The following is a 17,616-nucleotide window of genomic DNA, read 5'->3' as shown; positions in this document are numbered from 1 at the left end:
TCCCACCCGGGTTTGCCGTGTGGGGGGCCCTTCCCGCGGCGCTGCCGTTGTGGGGGGGGGGGCCCCCCCCCGGGGGGCGCCCGCGACGAAGTGGCCGGGGATGCTCACGGTGTCGCGGTGGGAGTTCGCCGGGAGGGCGATAGGCGGGAGGCTGCTGACCCCGTCTTCTTCTCCTATTTGATCAACACGGGCCGCCCCTGGGCGGGATCGGAGGGTGCCGGAAGTCTTGATCGTGTCTGCCGGCGAAACGACGGGCATTGTTCGAGACGCGAGGTGGGTTGCCTATGTCACCGAGTGAAGACGAGGACCGTCGCCGGGCGGAGCGCGCCCGGCAGGTGGGCCTGTTCCGCTACGGCCTGATCCAGGACCTGATCGACACGAAGCTCACGACACGCCAGCGCGGGAAACTCGCCCGCGAACTGGCCGCGAAGGAGCACACCGACCCGTTCGGCCGGAAGGCCCGGGTCGCCCGCGGAACGCCGGACCGCTGGGCCCGCCACTACCGCGCGGGCGGTTTCCCCGCGCTGGTGCCGGCCAAGCGGCATGTCACCCCGCGCAGACCGGTGGAGGTGCTGGACCTGGCGGCCGCGCTGAAGAAGGAGAACCCCGCCCGGACGGCAGCGCAGATCCAGCCGATCCTGCGGACCACTCAGGGCTGGTCGCCGACCGACCGGACGCTGCAGCGGCACTTCGCTGCCGCCGGACTGACCGGCGCCGGCGGCGAGAAGAGCGTGTTCGGCCGCTTCGAAGCGACCCGCGGCAACGAGCTGTGGACCGGGGACGCCCTCCATGGACCGAAGATCGGCGGCCGCAAAACGTACCTCTTCGCATTCATCGACGATCACAGCCGGGCGATCGTGGGCCACCGGTTCGGGTTCGCCGAGGACACCGTCCGCCTGGCCGCCGCCCTGCGTCCGGCGCTGTCTGCCCGCGGAGTCCCGGAGTCGATCTACGTCGACAACGGGTCGGCGTTCGTGGGCACGTAGCTGCTGCGAGCATGCGCGTCCCTGGCCGTCCGCCTCACGCACTCCAAGCCCGGATGGCCTCAGGGCCGGGGAAGAATCGAACGGTTCTTCCGCACCGTCCGTGATCAGTTCCTGGTCGAGCTCGATGAGGAACGTGTCAGTCAGATTGAGCATCTTGCGGAGCTGGACAGGCTTTTCACCGCGTGGGTGGAGACGGTCTATCGCCGCACGGTGCACTCGGAGACGGGGGCAGCCTCCGATCGAACGGTGGCTGGGTTCGATTCTCCGGCCGCTGCCGCTGCCCAGCCCCGCTGATCTTCGGGAGGCGTTTCTGTGGTCGGAGTTCCGGACCGTGACGAAGACTGCGACGGTCAGCCTGCACGGCAACAGCTACGAGGTCGATCCGATGCTGGTCGGGATGAAGGTCGAGCTGCTCTTCGACCCGTTCGACCTGACCGAGATCGAAGTGAGGACGTCGGGGAAGTCGGCGGGCAAAGCCGTTCCGCACCGGGTGGGGCGTCATACCCATCCGAAGGCGAGGCTGGAGACACCGCCGGAGTCGGCCCCGTCGACTGGAATCGACTACCTGAAGATCCTCGACGAGAAGCACACGGCGAACACCGCGAAGGGCATCAACTACTCATCCCTCATGGACGACGGGCGGGGACCGCGATGATCGACCGCGTTCAGGGGTACTTGGGTTTCACCCGTGTCCCCTTCGACCGGAACCTGGCCCCGTCCACGCTCCACCAGCACCACTCCCACCGGGAAGCCGCCGCCCGCATCGCCTGGTGCATCAACAACCGGGCAATCGGCGTGGTCACCGGCGAAGTCGGATCCGGCAAAACCGTCGCCCTCAAAGGTGCCGTCGCCTCGCTCGACCCGGCCCGGTTCACGGTCATCTACCAGCCCAACCCCGAGGTCGGCATGCGCGGCCTCTATGACCGCATCGTCACCAGCCTGGGCGGGACCCCCAAGTTCCACCTGGCCGCTCTCGCCACCCAGGCATCCGCCGCACTGGCCGCCGAGGTCGACGAACGGGGAAGGACGCCGACCGTCGTGATCGACGAGTCACACCTGCTCGACCACCAAGAGCTGGACGCAATCCGCATGCTCACCAACTACGACATGGACTCCACGACGCCATTCGCGGTGCTGCTGATCGGCCAGCCCACCCTGCGCAAACGCATGAAACACGGCGTCCTGGCGGCCCTGGACCAGCGGATCTCAATCAGCTACCAGATGCCCACGATGACGAAAGAGGAGACCGCCAGCTACATCAAACACCACCTCACGATCGCCGGACGAGAGGACACGCTGTTCTCCGACGACGCCGTCGAACTCATCCACCTCACCAGCCGCGGCCTGCCCCGCTCGGTCAACAACATCGCCTGGCAATCCCTCATCGCCGCCTTCACCGAGGAGAAAGGCATCGTCGACGAGTCCTCCACCCGCACCGCCATCACCGAGACCCACGCGACAGAGTGAGCGCGAAGCCGACACCTTGTTCACGACGACCCCGGCGGCCTGACGGCCGCCGGGGTCGTTTCATCCCATCCCATCCACAACCAGCACGTCGCCCTCACGCACATCTTCAGCGTCGCTCAACACCAACGCCAAGACCATCGAAGGCGCGCAGCACCCCGACAGGGACGCCCAGTCTCACTACCTCAACGAACAGGCACGAGACCACAGGGACGCCGGTGGCCGGTGATCAGCGTGGACAGCAAGAAGAAGGAACTGATCGGCCACTACAAGAACGCCGGTCACGAATGGCAGCCCCGCAGGACAGCCCGTGAGGGGCAAGACGCACGACTTCCCCGGCCAGGCCGAGCAGGCAATTCCCTACGGAATTTACGACATGACGGCGAACACCGGCTGGGTCAGTATCGGCACCGATCACGACACGGCGGCGTTCGCCGTTGCCTCGATCCGACGCTGGTGGCAAGCCCGTGGCCGGCACGACTACTCCGGCGCCCACCGGCTGCTGATCACCGCCGACGGCGGCGGCATCCAACGGCCGCCGTACCCGCGGCTGGAAGACCCAACTCGCCGACCTCTCTGCCGAGACCGGGCTTGAAATCACGGTGTGTCACCTTCCGCCCGGCACCTCGAAGTGGGACAAGATCGAGAACCGGCTGTTCTCCCACATCACCATGAACTGGCGAGGCAGGCCTGACGGTGTGAGCTCCCGCGAGATCTTGGACAGTCTGGTTCCAGGAGATGCTGGACGTCATCAGGAGATGATTGGACAAGCAGCGATCAGTCTCGGGTGCGGGCCGTCCCTCTGAACTGTGTGACCGGCTTGTCGCTGGTCCGGGCGTGTGTCGTCAGTTCGACGTCACCGTCGAGAACGCGGAAGACGGTGTCCTCGATCAGGATGACCACGGTCTTCCCCGCGTGGCTGCGCCCGACCCGCAGACGTTGGCCGGCGACCATCACCACGCCGTCCACTGGTACTCGGCGGTGGGCTCGTAGAGCCTGGGCTGAAGGTGGGACGACGGGGTGCGGGGAGCTCGAGCGCCGCTGATCTGGGCCCGTCGCTCGAGGGGAACCGGTGCGGGCAGCGTCTTGACAACTTTGCCGTCGGCGATGACGTGCATCAGCTGGCCGTCGAGACGCAGGATGACCTGCTGGCCGGCCAGGTGGGAGGTGGGTGTGAACTGGGAAGGGCGGGTCCGCAGGAGTTCGCCGTCGAGGAAGACGTGGATGCTGCGGTGGTTGGCCCAGACGGTCACCGCGCGTCAGCCGAGGGCCGCGGGGAACTTCATCTGCTGGCCGCCGGGCAGGCACAGTCGTCCGATCGGTGACAGGAGGGCCTCGAACTCGCTGGCCTTGATCTGCGACTCATCAACCGGAAGTCGCGGCGAGGGCAGTAGAGCGGGCAGTCGTGGTGCCATGAGCTCGTCGACCGCCGTCATCGGTTGGTCCGGGACGGACAGGCAGACCTCGTGCTCCTGTTCCGGTTTCTCCACCGGTGTCGGCCGGAAGACGCTGGCCGGGGTGGCCATGCTCAGCGACTGGTGAGGGCGGGGTGTGGTTGTAGGCGTGGACCCAGGCATCGAGCGCGGCCTGGGCGGTGCCCTGGTCCGCGAACTGGCCGACATGGTCGAGCAGCTCACGTCGAAGTGTCTTGTGGAATCGTTCGATTTTCCCGGTCGTGGTCGGCGAGCGCGGCTTGGTCAGCCGGGCCGTGATGCCGTTCTCCCGGCAGATCCGCTCGAACAGCACTTCCGCCGGTTTTGGCTTGGTGAACCGTCCGGTGAACTGCTTCCCGTTGTCGGTCAGGACCTCCGAAGGCCCCCCGCCTTCGACACCCCCGACGACCTCGACCGCACACTCCGCCTCGAGTCACGCAGAATCCAGCTCCGAGCCCACCTCATTGACGGCTGCCTCACCGCCACCCACCTGACAATCAACCCGCCAACCCCACCCTGAGAACCTCAGTAACACCCAGGGAGGCCAGCACGGTGGTCTTGGCCTGCGCCCACGCCCCCACCGGCCAGCAGCTTCCCCTGGAGTCACCACTTGGAGGGGTTCTTCGCGGAGATCTCCCGCCGACGCAGCATCCGGTGGAACTGCTCCAGCACACAGAACACGTACCCCTTTCAGTCCCTCGTACCCGGCTCCAGACCCGGCGCGGCCAGCACCAGCCGCCGCCACGACCAGGCCAGCAGCTCGGTGTCGATCTCGGCAGGCCCCACCTTCTTGCGGCCCTTCAGATCCCGCAGCGACTTCAGCGCGGCCAGCACCGGGGTACCTTCCGGGGCGCGCAAGTCCACGACCTCCACCAGGAGCTTCAAGGAAGGCCTTGATCTCCCCGGTGTCGGTGTCGACCTGCTCGGACGTGGTGTCGAAGACGACCTGGAACGCGGTCGCCAGCTTCGCCCCGGCCCGCTCCATCCTCGGCAGCGTCTCCACCTTCTCCTTGGCCGTCTCCCCTCAGCCCTGGCCAGCAGCTTCGTGGCGATCAGCACCTCCAGCAGGTCCAGCGTGTCATCGACCCGCGGGCCTCAGCGAAACGGTGGGCAAGGTCCTTCGCCCAGGCCGGCCACGGGCTGGCCAGGTCGGCGTCGGCGAGGTCGAGCCGACCGAAGTCCCGGGGGACTGCTCGAACAGTGGAGGCCGCCGCCAGCCGGAGTCCGTACGCCAGGCCGGGGCGGGAGGCAGTTGTCGCGGAGACCCACGCCGTTCTCCCCTCCGTCGAGCCGGGGGCGGGGGCGTCAGTCTTCTGCGCGGTGCGCATCCCAACGAAGAACAGCTGGTGGTGCAGGACGGCGACGAGCCGCCGCTTCGCGGCCCGCTGCTGCCCAGCCACCCAGGCGTCCTCGACCTGGGTCTGCTGGACGTGGACGTATCGCATGGTCGTGGCGATCCAGGAATGTCCGGGGACTTCCCGGGCCCGGCCCGCCCGCTGCGTTCCCGCCGCGGGCGCCCTCTCCTACCGACCTCACCCTGGACCCGGTCGCGGGGGGCTCACCGGCCGCCACCGGCGCCTTCACGTCGCCCTGACCGCCGCCAACGGATACGCGGCCACAGCCGAAGCCGTGCACAGCCTCCAGGTCGCCTTGACCCGGCCGTCCCGGCCATGCACCGTCCTCAGGGATGCGCTGTCCGCCCTGGCGAGCACCCTCCGCGAACTGATCGAACGTCAAGTGGTGATGGTGCAGCGCCGCTGATCCCGCTCATGAGGCCCGGCGCTCCTCCCCCAATGAACCGGCGCCGGGCCTCGTGAGCGGGTCCGGGACGATCCGGTCAGATACGGACCCCGTTACCGCGCAACCACGACACCACGTCGAAGAAGTTGCCCTCCCCGAACGACGGCGCCGTGCGCCCCTCCATGTGCAGGTGCGGGCCACTGCTGTTGCCGGTGGAACCGACGTAGCCGATCAGCTCGCCGGCGGCGACGCGCGTGCCGGGCTGGACGGTCTTGCCCGACAGGTGGGCGTAGAGGGTGTACTTGCCGTTGTCGTGCTTGATCTGGACGTTGGTGCCGTACGACGGGGACGTGTCGTCGGCGACGACCGTGCCCGCGGCGGCTGCCCGTACGGGGGTTCCGGCGGGCGCCGCGAAGTCCGTTCCCGTGTGGTAGCCCAGGGTGTACCCGGCTGAGGGGTTCCTGAACGACTGGTTGACCGGCGCGTCCACCGGTGCCCGGTACGAGGTGGACGGAGCGGTGGGCGCCGGGGCCCGTCCGGCCTCGGCGCCGACGGACTCCCGTGCCCGATCGGACCCGGGGGCTTCGGGCGAGGCTCCGAGGTTGCCTGGAATGCGCAGTCGCTGACCGGGACGGATCAGGTCGGGGTCGGGACCGATCAGCGTGCGGTTCGCGTCATAAATGGGCTGCCAGTTGCCCTGGGCGGCGTTGCCCAACTGCTCCAGCGCGATACTGTAAAGGGTGTCTCCGGCCGCGACCTCGTACGTCTTCGAAGCCTGAGCCGGCGCGGGCTTCGCCGACGGCGTGGGCTTCGCCGGACGGGGCTGGGGCCGCGACGGGGTGGCGCCGGCCTCGGCTGCCAGCGGGTACCCGACCTTGGCGTCGCAGGTCCACGCTTTTGGCCCCTGCTTGGCGAGGATCAGCTCGGCCACTCGTATCTGCTGGGCCTTTGTCGCCTGATACGGGTAGGCGGCCCCGGTGAGTGCCGGGCCGTCGAAGTCGTCCCAGGTCCGCTTCTGGATCTGGAGCCCGCCGGTGGAGTCGGCGTGGCCGTAAGGGAGGTTCCAGCGGCCGCTGGACTCGCATTCCGCAATCTTGTCCCAGGCGGAATCCGAAGCCGCTGAGGCGGGTGCTGCGGACAGCGCGGGCAGTGCGACGGTCGTGCCGGCCACAACTGCCATGGCGGTCCAGTGGTTTTGTCGTGCCTTCGGTCGGCGGTGCTTGTTCCGTTGAGCCATGCGCGATTCCTTTGTCGGAACGACTCCCCCCCGGCCAGAGATCAGAGCGCATCGGCCAAGTCGGGGGATTGGTATGACAAGGAAGGTATGCGGCGGATAAATGCAGCCGCGAGAGACGGACAGACGTCCCAAAGGTCCTAAACTGCCGCATGAAAGGGCTGATGATCTTTTCGCCCCTCCATGTATCGGAATGTCCGGAACCAGGCAGGGGCCGTGTGGCACATGGGCCGGACCGCCATGCGGAGCGGTCCGAAAGGGCAGACGATCGGCCTGATCGATCGTCCCGGTCGGTCGTCTCGAACGTCCTGAAACACGACAGATCGATGGCATCGGCCTACGCGGCCCGCGCCAAGAGTTGCCCCCTCGGCCGGGCTGGAGGTGTTCCCGGCTCCGGACCGAACGGTTCCGGACGCAGCTCCGCCCCGGACACCAGGTGTTCCGGGGCGGGGGCGGGAGACAGAGGAGGAGAAGCCGGAGGCCGACCGGGGCTCCGTCACGCAAATCGCAGGCGGGCCTCGGAGATCAGATGCAGGCTCGCCACCTTGTCCAGGGACAAGGACCGCAGCTGTGCGAACGAGCGCCGGTACGCCCCGACCACCTGCGAGTCGTCGGAGTAGGACCCACCCCCGAGCCGGGGTTGGTGCACGACACCCACCCTTCCGCTGGGGTGGGTCGTGTCCTTCCAGCTCACCACCGTGAAGGGGCCGCATGCGCCGACGGGGGTGACGCCAGCGTCGAAGGGCAGCACGCGCATCTCCACATTGTGCCGATGGGCCAGGAGCAACAGGTGCTCACACTGCTGCGCCATGGCCTCCCGACTCCCGACGCGCCGGTGCAGGGCTCCTTCGTCCAGGATCGCTTGGAGGTGCACAGGGGTCTTGTCCAGCGCGGCCGTGCGCAGCCATCGCGTGGGGTGCTGACCGTGCCCGCCGGGGTTCCGGTCCTCCGAGGACGGCTGGCCCTCCCGGAGCTCCCACGCATAGGCGTCGGTCTGGAGGAGATCTGGGACGGTGCCACCCGCGTAGAGCAGTTCCTCGTCCCCGGACGCCTCGAAGGACATCAGGGGAACGTCGTGGCTGGGGACGGCGTTACCCACCCACCATCCCTGGAGCTGCATGTCGACGAGCTTGCCCAGGCAGTCGACTTCTTCTGCGGTCGCCCGACTGGCCCTGGCCAGGGCCAGCACTATCTGGGACTTGAGCTTCCCGTTGTCGCGCCACGTCTCGTAGCGGGCGACGGTGGACAGGCAGACGGCGGCCTCCTGCGCTAGTTGGTTCTGGGTCAGAGAGGCGCGGCACCGTATGTTCCGCAGGGCCCTGGCGATGGCGACCCGTCCGGCCGGGCCCGCACACCGCCGGCGCACGGCGTCCGCCAGAGCCTGCTCGTCCGACGTCGCTGGTACGTGTCCGGGGGCCGCGGGCGCGGCAGGTGTGCCTCGGTCCGGACCGGACGTGCGGTCGTGGGGGCCGGTGACGAGGGCGTCGGTCATGGGGGTCTCACGGCTCGATTCTTCGGAAGGTGGTGTGGCGTCGTCCGATGACAGCTGGAGGAGCACGCTCAGACGCGGTGCCCACGAAAGGAGTTCGGTGCGGGCGATGACCCATTCCGCGCCCCGGACTGGTGCGCAGGCCATCTCTTCGAGCAGCCCACCCAGCAACTGCGCCTCGGCAGCGGTGAGTGCATCGTCGAGGTGCCGTATTGCGGGCGCCCCCGTCGGGTCGGATTTCTCGCCGCGATGGAACGGGGCTCCCCAGACGGGGTCGCCAGCTAGGTGGGTGGAGAGTGCGTCGATCAGTTCAGGTCCGTCCGCGGTGACGCTGCCGGACACACCGGGCCTGCGCACGAGGAGGTCCAGTCGGTCCAACGCCCTCCACAGCGCTTGGGTGGGGGTGGTGGGGCGGGTCCGGGGAAGGGTCCGGATCACGGCTGGCTCGCGGGAGCGAGGGGAAGGGCGAAGCGGAACATGTCGCCCGGGTCGTAGGCGGCCTTCAGGGCTAGCAGGGCCTCGCGGGACGGTCCATACGCCGCCCGCACACATTCCTCGGTCACGTCCATGCCGGTCAGGAACCCGGGTGAGGTCTTCTGTTCGGCCCAAGGCGCGAGTGCGTCCAGCAACGCGTCTTGTGCCCGGATGCCTGCCGACACGTCCTGAGCCGGGTCGAGGTGGAGCACCGTGTGCAGCGCGAAAACAGTTGAGGGGAAGTGCCCCACCGCGCTCGGGGTGGTCGCCCGCCGGGCGAGGGCGCCGCCCATGTGGTGCAGGTCGAGCGAGAACCGGTATGCGCCGGAGCCCAGCGCGAAGGACTCGATGGCGTCCAACGCGCCCTCCCCGAGGTCCCGGAGCATGAGGACCCGGCTGCGGGCCGCCACGGGACGCGCCGAGTCCTCCCAGGCGTGCGCGGCGTCGGCGTACCGCATCCACCCGAGTGTGCTCCGCTGCACCGGTGTGGCCTGTTCCAATGGGCGCACCCATCGCCGTGCCGACCGGTCCGAACCGGTGTCTGATATACGGACGCGGATCGTGAGGCCGTCGGCCGCGTCATGAGGTCGGAGCGGGCCGGCCGGCAGGCGCTGGAGCGAGAGGCGGGACGCCATGCTCTCGGGCACTTCATGGACCCAGTAGGCATAGTGCCGCAGCACGTTTCGGATGGCCATGGCATCGAAGTGGAGGGACCCGGCGTAGGCCACTGGTACGGGGAAGAGATCGATGGCGGCCGAAGTGACGACTCCTAGGTTCCCGCGGCTGCCGCGCAACCCCCAGAAGAGGCCGGGGTTTTCCCGTGCCGACGCTCGGAGCGCAGAGCTGTCGGCCGTGACCACGCTCAGGTCTTCGACGTGGTCGGAGGTGTGGCCGTAATGGCGGGCAAGCGGTCCGATTCCGCCGCCCAGGATGCAGGAGACGGCCGACGACCCGAGCGGGCCGCAGTGCAGGGGTGCCAGGCCCCACCGGGAGGCCGCCCTGATCACGTCGGACCATTGCGCGCCAGCTTCGACACGGGCGATCCGTGCCCCGGGGTGGACCCGCACACCCCGCAGGCGCCGTGTGCTAACGAGAAGGCCGTTACGGTCCGAGGCTACGCAGCCACCGCGGCCGGACGCCTGTACGGCGACCCCCAGGCCGTTGTCCCCCGCGAACCGTACGCACGCTGTGACGTCCGCGACCTCCCGGGCCACAGCCACCAGGGCCGGGTCGTGGTCCACGCTGCGATCGAACGAGGTGCGCTCGGTTGAGAACCGGTTGTGGTGGGGGAGCACGACGGATCCGGCCATGCCTTGCCGGAGAGTGCGTAGCGCCGCGCCGGACAGCTGGGAACGGTACTGCTCGGTGGAGCTGCTCACCACGTGGTCACCTCTGGCCTGCTATCGGTGATTGAAAATCGGAGAAATGCTCGTTTAAGCCGATTTCGTTAATATTGATTCTGACCAAAACCCCCGCCCGAGGTCCGGCATATGGGCAGCCAAAGGGGCAGACCGATTGGCACGTTGGTCCATGCGTACCGGCTCCTGGTGTGGTGTGTATGCGTCGCGCACAGGTGCTGTGCGCCGTGGGGACACGACGGTGGCCAGCCGTTGGAGGTGACGGGCTGCGTACGGGCCAGATGGCCTCATAGCCGCAGGCCACAGGTCCGTGTGCCACCAGCTCGGACGTCGACGAGTCCCCTACCGGAGCGCGGGTCCTGCCGGGATCCCGCCGGCGACCCGCCTAGCAGGGCGGCAGGATTCCGTCCCTTGCCCGCCGCCCCGCACAGAGGCGCCACACCCATGGCCGCCCACGCCATCGTGGCAGCATCCGGCCACTGTTCCCTGAGCGAGCGGGAATACTTCTGGGCACCTTCGCCTGCCCTGGAGGCGGTTTCCGGTCAGTCGGCGGTGATGTCGGGGAACGCGGCGTCTTGCCGTCTTCCGCCCGGCGGCTCGGTGTGGCTGTCTGCAAGCCGTACTCGGGGCAGGTCGCCTGTAGCCCCGGCTATGCGGACCTCGCTCGCGAATCGGCTCGGAAGGGGACAAGGAGAGCGAGAGAGTCGATCATCGATACAGCGCCATGCCGCGGCGGTGCCGTGCAATCGAGCGGGGACTCCCGACCCGGCATCGGGGGAAATGCTGGACGCTGGACGAGGCGCTGGGGCACTGAGGTCCACACCGGCCATACGCGAACTCATGTTCGGCATATGCGATCGCGGTGCCCGCCACGCACCGTGTGCACTCCGAGCGGCCGCTTGGGCGACCACTGCCGTGATGGCGACCGCGACGTGCCTGGCAGCGACTGCGGACCGGGCACGGCACCAGGGCGCCCGTCACTACGACTGGGCGATGGTTGAGGTCCTCGGTTACGAAACCCCGCCCAGCCGGAAGGCCCACAGCTTCCTGCCGGTCCGCTGCACCCGCCAGCTGTCCTTCTACCGCTGCCACTCGACCACCCCCGTCGGGCTCGCCGATCTCGTCGACGTAGCCTCCGCCGCTGGCGGGTGGAGGAGGACTTCCATGCCTCGAAGGCGCTGACCTGCCTCGACCAAGGGCAGGTGACGGCTGGACTTCCTGGCACCGCTGGAGTCTGATCAGTCTCATCGCCGCCGCCCTACTGTCGGTGAGCACCTCCCTGCACCGCACCGCCGGCCTTGCTGACCACGGAACCCGCACCGACACACCGCCACTATTTCCGTCAACCGCCCGAACTTTTATGGGAGCGCCTTCACCCTGCCACGGCCCTTGACCGACCTTCGAGCCCATCCTGTATTGGTCAAGGGGGCGACGGTGCCACCAGTTCCAGGCCGCAGCCTGCCACGCCCGCTGGAACGAGGCCACGGCAGCTGCATGATCGGAACTACAGTTGCCGTGACCGGGCACCGGGCTCACCGTCGTCCGTGCCGGACCCCGGGGGCTAGCGGCCGCTGCCAAATCGCGAAACTTGCCCGAACAGGCGGCTGGAAGGACCTGTCCCGGGGTGTCAACAGACTCTATTTTTCCTTGCGTAGTGCCCGGGTGCCGCTGGGTCCCGCCGGTCCTGGGGTGTCGGCGGAATCCAACGGCGGCGGTACGTCATTGACGGAATGTCATGAGCCTGGCGAAAATGTGGACAACTGCCAGTTCCTCCCAGCACGCTGGCATTCACCGTCGAAAGGACGGATCGCCTTGCTCGCCCTTCCGTTACGAACCCACGGTCGGCGGTTCCCGCGCACCACTGCTGCCGTCGTCGCCATCTCGATCGCCTTGTTTGTTGCGACAGTCGGAACCACACCGGCCGCGGCGACCGGGGCGGACGAGGTCACCCCGGCATCCACCGCGCACGTTGCGTCGTCCCCCGGCATCAACCTCGGCTCGTGGATGGAGCAGCTCAGCGGCACGCTGGGGGACCGCCCGCTCCACCGTGTCGTCATGCCGGGCAGCCACGACTCGGGCTCGTGGAGTATCACCAAGGATAGTGGCATCTGCCCGTACGGTGAGACCGCCGACGTGGCCGGGAGGTGGCCCGCGCTCGCCGCGAGCGTGTCGCGCAACCAGAGCGGATCGATCGTCCGGCAACTCGACGCGGGCGCACGCTATCTCGACCTGCGGCTGTGCAAGGTGGACGGTGCCTGGTACACGTACCATGGCGGCCCGCGCGGCGGCCTGTTCTTCGCCACACGGTCGGCGGCCGGCACGGCCGTGCACGGTGAGGCGGAGGCAATTGCCGCATGGATCGCCCGCCACCCCCGGGAGATCGTCTTCATCAAGCTCCTGACCGCCGCACCCCCCGCGACGGCGAAGGACGACCACGCGGAGGCCCTGCGACGGCTCGGCGACGCGCTCGGTGGCGGCGAGGGCAACCCGGCCCTCGCCGACGCGACGCTCGCGCCCACATCGACGTACCGCCAATTCATGGCCGCCGGGAAGCACGTGGCGCTGATCGACCCCTATGGCGGATCCGGCTATCCCTGGACGTGGCCGCAGACGGCGATGGCCTACCGGGGCAGCTACACCGGGGTGAGTAACGACTGGCAGGACATTCTCAAAGAGGTCTTCCTGCCCGGCACCCGGCAGCGCAACTACGAGGCGGTGAAACGCCGGGGCAGCGAGGTACTGGGCCGGGCACCGGGGGCCGACGCGAACAAGCTCTTCATCCTGCAGGGCATCATCGACCCGACCCACTCCATCCCGGACTCTGCCGCCCTCCAGGCCCTGGCGCTCCTCCGGCTACTTCCGTCCGACACCGCCGACAACTATCTGCTGCATCTCGCGCGCGAGATGAACAAGGAGTTGCTTTCAGCCCTGCGCAAGGACTGGAACCACTCCGACGCCACCGAGAACATGAACATCGTCATGACGGACGACGTCAACCAGGACAGCAACGGCGTCGCGCACGGAGAGATCCAGCGGGAGCTCATCGCCAAGAACCTCGCCGTCAGGACGACTCCGCACACCTATTACCTGACCGGACGCACTCCGGACGGAAACTGGAGCTCCCCCACGGCGATGGGCGGAGCCGGGAACGCCTTCCGGTTCACCGGCGGGCAGCAGGCCCTCGCACCGACGTCGGACGGCGGCGTCCAGGTGCTGGGCATCGGCTCGGACGGCAACATCTGGCACAACCTGCGCCGTGGCGACGGCGGCTGGCAGGGGTGGAACGTCCTGCCGGCAGCCGACAACAGAAAGCCCGGATTCCAGGCGGTCGACGTGGCCATGACGGCCATGCCCGGCGGCGACGCCCAGATCATCGCTGTAGCCCGGGACAGGCTCGCTTACCACAACGTCCGCCATGCGGACGGATCCTGGCAGGGATGGGCCTCAATGCCGGGCTCGGACGGCGGCCTCGTCCGCGCGCACCGGGCAGCCGCCGCCGGGATGCCCGACGGCTCCACCCGGGTCGCCGTCCTCCACCCCGATGGAGCGGTGCGCCTGAGCACCCGGGCCGCCGACGGCTCGTGGCGACCGTGGACCGGGTTGCCGGGCCTGCCGCCCGGCAACGCCGACCCGGGCCTCGCGGTCAGCGCCGTGGGGAGCGAGGCACAGCTCGTGGCCATCGGCGGCGATGGCAACCTCTGGCACGACATCGTGCACGCCGACGGTAGTCGGCAGGGCTGGCGCGCTCCGCCGGGCAACGGGACACCAGCCATGCCAGCGCGGGCGGCGGCCATCACCGGCACGGCGAACGGTGAGAGCCAGATCCTCATGATCGGCGACGACGGGAACGCCCACCACACGGTCCGCAGGGCCGACGGGGCCTGGGATCCGTTCAGACCACTCCCCGTGGGCCCGCAAGCGCTCCCCCGGTTCGCGGCGAGCACAATCGGCATCGTGAGCCTGGCCGACGGGTCGGCGCAGACGGTGATCGGAGCGCGCTGAATGACGTCCGCCGCACCGGCCGGCATGCCTGCAGTCGGTCGGCCGGGTTCGGTCTTCAGCCGACCGACCCGGCAGCGGCCGGCGGTCCGGTCTCAGGCGTGTGGGCGCTCCCGTCCTCTCCCACGTACGCCTCGCGGCCGTGGGCGGCCAGGTCATTCCGGGCGGCGGCCATACGGCAGCTGACACGACGGGATCGGCTTCCTTGCCCGACAAGGTGACCGCGAAGGCCTTCGCGGCGGCCGGCTGCACGAGGAGATCCTGCACCGCTGGGACGACGCCGGCCTCCTCGACCTCTCCCGGGCCGTGCTGGACCCCGTGCACGTGAGCGCTTAAAAGGGGGCGAACTCACAGGTCCGAGCCCCGTGGATCAGGGCAAGCCGGGTTCCAGGATGCACGTCCTGTCGGACGCGACCGGACTGCCCCTCCTCGTCGGCCTCTCCGCCGCCAGCACCGACGACAGCCAAGCGCTGAAGCCCATGATCATGGGTCACCAAACGAGACACGACTCCCACCGCGGCCGCTACTTCAAACTCCGACGCCTCCACGCAGACAAGGCCTACGACGTTCCCCACCTGCGAAAATGGCGATGGGGTAGGCTTGCTTCGCTTTGATGGACATCCGAGATCAGGGGCTTACCCCATACGGCTGATGTTCATCATGGAGAGCATGGCGAAGAAGAAGGTGCGTCCTCGACGCTCGTTCACGGTGGAGTTCAAAGCCGAGATCGTCGGGTTGTGCCGGCGTGGTGACCGCTCGGTCGGCCAGGTGGCCAAGGACTTCGACCTGACCGAGACCGCGGTACGGAGTTGGGTGCGTCAGGCCGAGGTCGATGCGGGCGACCGGTACGGTCTGAGCAGCGGCGAACGCGAGGAGCTGGCCCTGCTCAAGCGGGAGAACTGCAGGCTGCGGGAGGACGTAGAGGTCCTCAAGCGTGCGACGGCTTTCTTCGCGACGGAGACCCGGTGAACGTGCACCCGTTCATCGAGGCGGAGAAAAGTGCAGGTCACAGCGTCAAGAAGGCATGTGAACTGCCTGGGGTCTCCCGAACCGCCTACTACGCCCGCCGCACTGGCGTCCCTGGTCCCCGCGCGACGCTGAGCTTGCCGAGCGGATCACCACCGTGCATCAGCGGTCACGCGGAACCTACGGATCTCCGCGCATTCACGCTGTCCTCAAGCGCGAGGGCGCCAGCTGCGGCCGCGGGCGGGTGGCCCGCCTGATGCGGCAAGCCGGACTCGCCGGCCGCCACCGTCGTCGACGGCACCGCACCACCGTCTCCGACCCCCAGGCCGCCACCTGTCCTGACCTGGTCCTCCGCGATTTTCGGCCCGATCCGACAGCGGTGGGCACCCGCTGGTGCGGCGACATCACCTAATCCCTTGTTATGGGCGGTGCTGGAGGAGATCGAGTTCCTCGGGCCTGTTCGAGTGCAGGCTTGCGACATCTTTCGATTCCAGGCTGCAGGAAGCCTCTCCGTAGATCGGTGCGCATGTCTGCACTGAAATGAGGGTGTTGGTGCCCGCGGGTGCCGGACGGACGCCTGGACATCACCTGGCCTTGCGCCCATACATAGAGCGGCGACGGCCGGCACCTCCGAGCGGCAACACCGAACCCTTGATCACTCGTTGGTGTTGGTGGTGCGAGCCCGCGCCATGGTGACCTCCTGCGAAGCCCGAGCTGTTCAGAGCTCCCGCCTAGACCGAGGCCCGTGGGGTGAGCTGGTGCCACGAACAGCTACTGAGGTGGCGGACCAGCCAACACGGCTGAGTCCTGGGATTAGGTCGCTGCGTGGTTCTGCATGAGCTCGTGACCAGCACAAATACACAGGATCACTGGGAGGGGCCTTGATCTACTGCGGCATCGACTGGGCGGAAAGACACACGACGTCGCCCTGGTTAACGACAGCGGCCAGCTGCTGGCCAAACGGCACATCACCGACGACACAGCCGGCTACCGGATCCTGCTGGACCTGCTCGCCGAGTACAGCGACAGCCAAGAGACCCCGATCCCGGTCGCGATCGAGACGTCCCGCGGCCTACTGGTAGCCGTGCTCAGGGCCGGCAGGAGGCAGGTCTTCGCGCTCAACCCGATAGCCGCCGCCAGATACCGCGACCGGCATTCCGTGTCGCGCAAAAAGTCCGACCCGGGCGACGCCCTGGTCCTGGCGAACATCCTCTGCACCGACATGCACGCCCACCGGCCTCTGCCCCAGGACAGCGACCTGGGCCGTGCCATCACCGTGCTCGCACGAGCCCAGCAGGACGCCATCTGGAATCGTCAGCAGATCTCCAACCAGCTCCGATCCCTCTTACGCGAGTACTACCCCTCCGCCCTCGCAGCCTCCGCCCCTTGGCGCAACGGCCTCTGCCGGCCCGAGGCCCACGAGCTCCTCAAAGCCGCCCCGACGCCGGCCAAGGCCGCACGGCTGACCCGCACGCAAGTTCAGGCCGCACTCAAGCGGGCCGGCCGCCAGCGCGGCATCGACGCCGAGGCCGAGCGGCTCCGGGAAGTCTTCCGCGCCGACTGGGCCCACCAGCCACCCCTGGTCGAGGACGCGCTTGGCAGGCAGATGCTCTCCCTCCTGATCCAGCTGGAAGCCGCCTGCACTGCCGCAGACAATCTCGCGAAGGCGGTGGAGGAGACGTTCCCTCAGCACCCCGACGCCTGAGATCACCCTCAGCTTCCCCGGCCTCGGCACCCAGCTCGGTGCCCGGGTGCTCGCCGAGATCGGCGACGACCGCAAGTCTTTTTGACCTTGGTCTGGGTGGGGTCGGGAGCGAGGAACCTTGCGACGTCGGCTGGTGTGCGAAGGCGGGCGGTAGAAGGGTTGATGTGGTGGCCGTGTGCTTCCAGGAGTGGGCGGACTTCCTGTTTCGCGCGGCTGATGGTCATGGCGGTGACGCCGAAGAGTTGGCCGAGGAGGTCCATGGTCGCGAGTTTGCGGAGGTGGAGCACGGTGACTAGGACCCGGTCGGTTGGGGTGAGCTTGGCTTTGGCACCTGTGCCAGGGGCCACCAGGCGCTCGTGACCGCGACGTGTGCGGAGCACTTGCTCGCGTTGAACCTCCAGCGCTGAGTCAGCGCGTCGATGAGCTGCTCGCTGAGCTGTTGGCGGGTCATTCCGGTCAGTTCTGGGTCCTGCAGCGAACGCCGCGTGAGGCGAGGCGGTCTGCTCGCCGGGGCCTGGTCTGACGTGCTGTCGGTCGTCGCCGTGTCCATCGGATGCTGGGGGTGGAGGGTGCAGTTCCAGTCGCCGTGGAAGCGGTGCCGGGTGATCGGCACGGTGGCGATCGCGTCCTCGCTGACCTGGATGCCGGCGGGGTATGGGTTGGTGTCGAGTTCGGCGTGCACGGTCAGGCCGGTTTCGGTGGTGGTCGCCGCGATGCTCTCGACGATGACTTCGTGGCTGGTCAGGGGCCTTCCCCGCCAGTTCATGG

The 17,616-nt window shown here is 68.4% G+C and carries 12 protein-coding genes and 9 pseudogenes; 9 read left to right on the top strand and 12 right to left on the bottom strand.

Annotation, left to right across the window (positions count from 1 at the left end):
- Positions 1-284 precede the first annotated feature (284 nt).
- The 4 genes and pseudogenes from AB0D66_RS32700 to AB0D66_RS32685 form a co-directional block, all read left to right on the top strand.
- Positions 285-986: a DDE-type integrase/transposase/recombinase gene (locus AB0D66_RS32700; protein WP_362310826.1), complete on the top strand. Its 702-nt coding sequence runs from the start codon at positions 285-287 to the stop codon at positions 984-986.
- A 331-nt stretch (positions 987-1,317) separates the two neighbouring features.
- On the top strand, positions 1,318-1,641 hold the full coding sequence (locus tag AB0D66_RS32695) for a Mu transposase C-terminal domain-containing protein (RefSeq protein WP_362310825.1): 324 nt from the start codon (positions 1,318-1,320) through the stop codon (positions 1,639-1,641).
- The gene (locus tag AB0D66_RS32690; protein ID WP_362310824.1) at positions 1,638-2,453 is read left to right on the top strand and encodes an AAA family ATPase; all 816 of its coding nucleotides are present in this window, start codon (positions 1,638-1,640) and stop codon (positions 2,451-2,453) included. The genes AB0D66_RS32695 and AB0D66_RS32690 overlap by 4 nt, the downstream gene beginning before the upstream one ends.
- Positions 2,454-2,565: 112 nt before the next feature.
- Positions 2,566-3,169 (top strand): annotated as a pseudogene (locus tag AB0D66_RS32685) (ISAzo13 family transposase); the annotation flags it as partial.
- A 58-nt stretch (positions 3,170-3,227) separates the two neighbouring features.
- Here AB0D66_RS32685 and AB0D66_RS32680 read toward each other — a convergent pair.
- From AB0D66_RS32680 to AB0D66_RS32635, 10 genes and pseudogenes are all read right to left on the bottom strand, one after another.
- Positions 3,228-3,410 carry a hypothetical protein gene (locus AB0D66_RS32680; protein WP_362310829.1) on the bottom strand — a complete coding sequence of 61 codons (183 nt, stop codon included), beginning with the start codon at positions 3,408-3,410 and terminating at the stop codon, positions 3,228-3,230.
- Positions 3,404-3,703, bottom strand: coding sequence for a hypothetical protein (locus AB0D66_RS32675; RefSeq protein ID WP_362310823.1), 300 nt, complete (start codon positions 3,701-3,703; stop codon positions 3,404-3,406). Before AB0D66_RS32675 ends, AB0D66_RS32680 begins: the two co-directional genes overlap by 7 nt.
- A 6-nt stretch (positions 3,704-3,709) precedes the next feature.
- Complete coding sequence (locus AB0D66_RS32670) at positions 3,710-3,976, bottom strand: hypothetical protein (RefSeq protein WP_362310828.1); 267 nt, start codon at positions 3,974-3,976, stop codon at positions 3,710-3,712.
- Positions 3,962-4,271 (bottom strand): annotated as a pseudogene (locus AB0D66_RS32665) (integrase core domain-containing protein); the annotation flags it as partial. The gene AB0D66_RS32670 and the pseudogene AB0D66_RS32665, both read right to left, overlap by 15 nt.
- Positions 4,272-4,413: 142 nt before the next feature.
- Positions 4,414-4,969, bottom strand: a pseudogene (locus AB0D66_RS32660) (Tn3 family transposase); the annotation flags it as partial.
- Complete coding sequence (locus tag AB0D66_RS32655; RefSeq protein WP_362310822.1) at positions 4,936-5,328, bottom strand: hypothetical protein; 393 nt, start codon at positions 5,326-5,328, stop codon at positions 4,936-4,938. The gene AB0D66_RS32655 and the pseudogene AB0D66_RS32660, both read right to left, overlap by 34 nt.
- Before the next feature lie 392 nt (positions 5,329-5,720).
- The gene (locus AB0D66_RS32650) at positions 5,721-6,803 is read right to left on the bottom strand and encodes a peptidoglycan DD-metalloendopeptidase family protein (RefSeq protein WP_362310821.1); all 1,083 of its coding nucleotides are present in this window, start codon (positions 6,801-6,803) and stop codon (positions 5,721-5,723) included.
- A gap of 550 nt (positions 6,804-7,353) precedes the next feature.
- The gene (locus tag AB0D66_RS32645; RefSeq protein ID WP_362310820.1) at positions 7,354-8,349 is read right to left on the bottom strand and encodes a helix-turn-helix transcriptional regulator; all 996 of its coding nucleotides are present in this window, start codon (positions 8,347-8,349) and stop codon (positions 7,354-7,356) included.
- A 431-nt stretch (positions 8,350-8,780) separates the two neighbouring features.
- Positions 8,781-9,278, bottom strand: a complete 498-nt coding sequence (locus AB0D66_RS32640; RefSeq protein ID WP_362310827.1) for a hypothetical protein — start codon at positions 9,276-9,278, stop codon at positions 8,781-8,783.
- Positions 9,279-9,659: 381 nt separating this feature from the next.
- Positions 9,660-10,130: pseudogene (locus tag AB0D66_RS32635) on the bottom strand (FAD-binding protein); the annotation flags it as partial.
- Positions 10,131-11,990: 1,860 nt separating this feature from the next.
- Here AB0D66_RS32635 and AB0D66_RS32630 point away from each other — a divergent pair.
- From AB0D66_RS32630 to AB0D66_RS32610, 5 genes and pseudogenes are all read left to right on the top strand, one after another.
- Positions 11,991-14,180, top strand: coding sequence for a hypothetical protein (locus tag AB0D66_RS32630; protein ID WP_362310819.1), 2,190 nt, complete (start codon positions 11,991-11,993; stop codon positions 14,178-14,180).
- Positions 14,181-14,417: 237 nt separating this feature from the next.
- A pseudogene (locus tag AB0D66_RS32625) lies at positions 14,418-14,776 on the top strand (transposase); the annotation flags it as partial.
- 52 nt (positions 14,777-14,828) lie between these two features.
- Positions 14,829-15,116: pseudogene (locus AB0D66_RS32620) on the top strand (transposase); the annotation flags it as partial.
- Positions 15,117-15,279: 163 nt separating this feature from the next.
- Positions 15,280-15,555 (top strand): annotated as a pseudogene (locus AB0D66_RS32615) (IS3 family transposase); the annotation flags it as partial.
- Between the two features lie 469 nt (positions 15,556-16,024).
- Positions 16,025-16,921: pseudogene (locus AB0D66_RS32610) on the top strand (IS110 family transposase); the annotation flags it as partial.
- Here AB0D66_RS32610 and AB0D66_RS32605 read toward each other — a convergent pair.
- Positions 16,857-17,108: a hypothetical protein gene (locus tag AB0D66_RS32605; RefSeq protein WP_362310818.1), complete on the bottom strand. Its 252-nt coding sequence runs from the start codon at positions 17,106-17,108 to the stop codon at positions 16,857-16,859. The pseudogene AB0D66_RS32610 and the gene AB0D66_RS32605 sit on opposite strands and share 65 nt — an antisense overlap.
- A 32-nt stretch (positions 17,109-17,140) precedes the next feature.
- Positions 17,141-17,616: pseudogene (locus AB0D66_RS32600) on the bottom strand (hypothetical protein); the annotation flags it as partial.

This window comes from Streptomyces sp. NPDC048270 (genome assembly GCF_040652335.1).
Taxonomy (GTDB): Bacteria; Actinomycetota; Actinomycetes; order Streptomycetales; family Streptomycetaceae; genus Streptomyces.
The sequence above is the reverse complement of the archived record's forward strand: the minus strand, read 5'-3'. Positions and strand labels throughout refer to the sequence as shown.

Excerpts from the sequence above, each read along its gene's own strand:
- AB0D66_RS32700 (WP_362310826.1), top strand. The coding sequence starts at position 285 with ATGTCACCGAGTGAAGACGAGGACCGTCGCCGGGCGGAGCGCGCCCGG.
- AB0D66_RS32690 (WP_362310824.1), top strand. The coding sequence starts at position 1,638 with ATGATCGACCGCGTTCAGGGGTACTTGGGTTTCACCCGTGTCCCCTTC.
- AB0D66_RS32670 (WP_362310828.1), bottom strand. The coding sequence starts at position 3,976 with ATGGCCACCCCGGCCAGCGTCTTCCGGCCGACACCGGTGGAGAAACCG.
- AB0D66_RS32655 (WP_362310822.1), bottom strand. The coding sequence starts at position 5,328 with ATGCGATACGTCCACGTCCAGCAGACCCAGGTCGAGGACGCCTGGGTG.
- AB0D66_RS32650 (WP_362310821.1), bottom strand. The coding sequence starts at position 6,803 with ATGGCAGTTGTGGCCGGCACGACCGTCGCACTGCCCGCGCTGTCCGCA.
- AB0D66_RS32645 (WP_362310820.1), bottom strand. The coding sequence starts at position 8,349 with ATGACCGACGCCCTCGTCACCGGCCCCCACGACCGCACGTCCGGTCCG.
- AB0D66_RS32640 (WP_362310827.1), bottom strand. The coding sequence starts at position 9,278 with ATGCGGTACGCCGACGCCGCGCACGCCTGGGAGGACTCGGCGCGTCCC.
- AB0D66_RS32605 (WP_362310818.1), bottom strand. The coding sequence starts at position 17,108 with ATGGACCTCCTCGGCCAACTCTTCGGCGTCACCGCCATGACCATCAGC.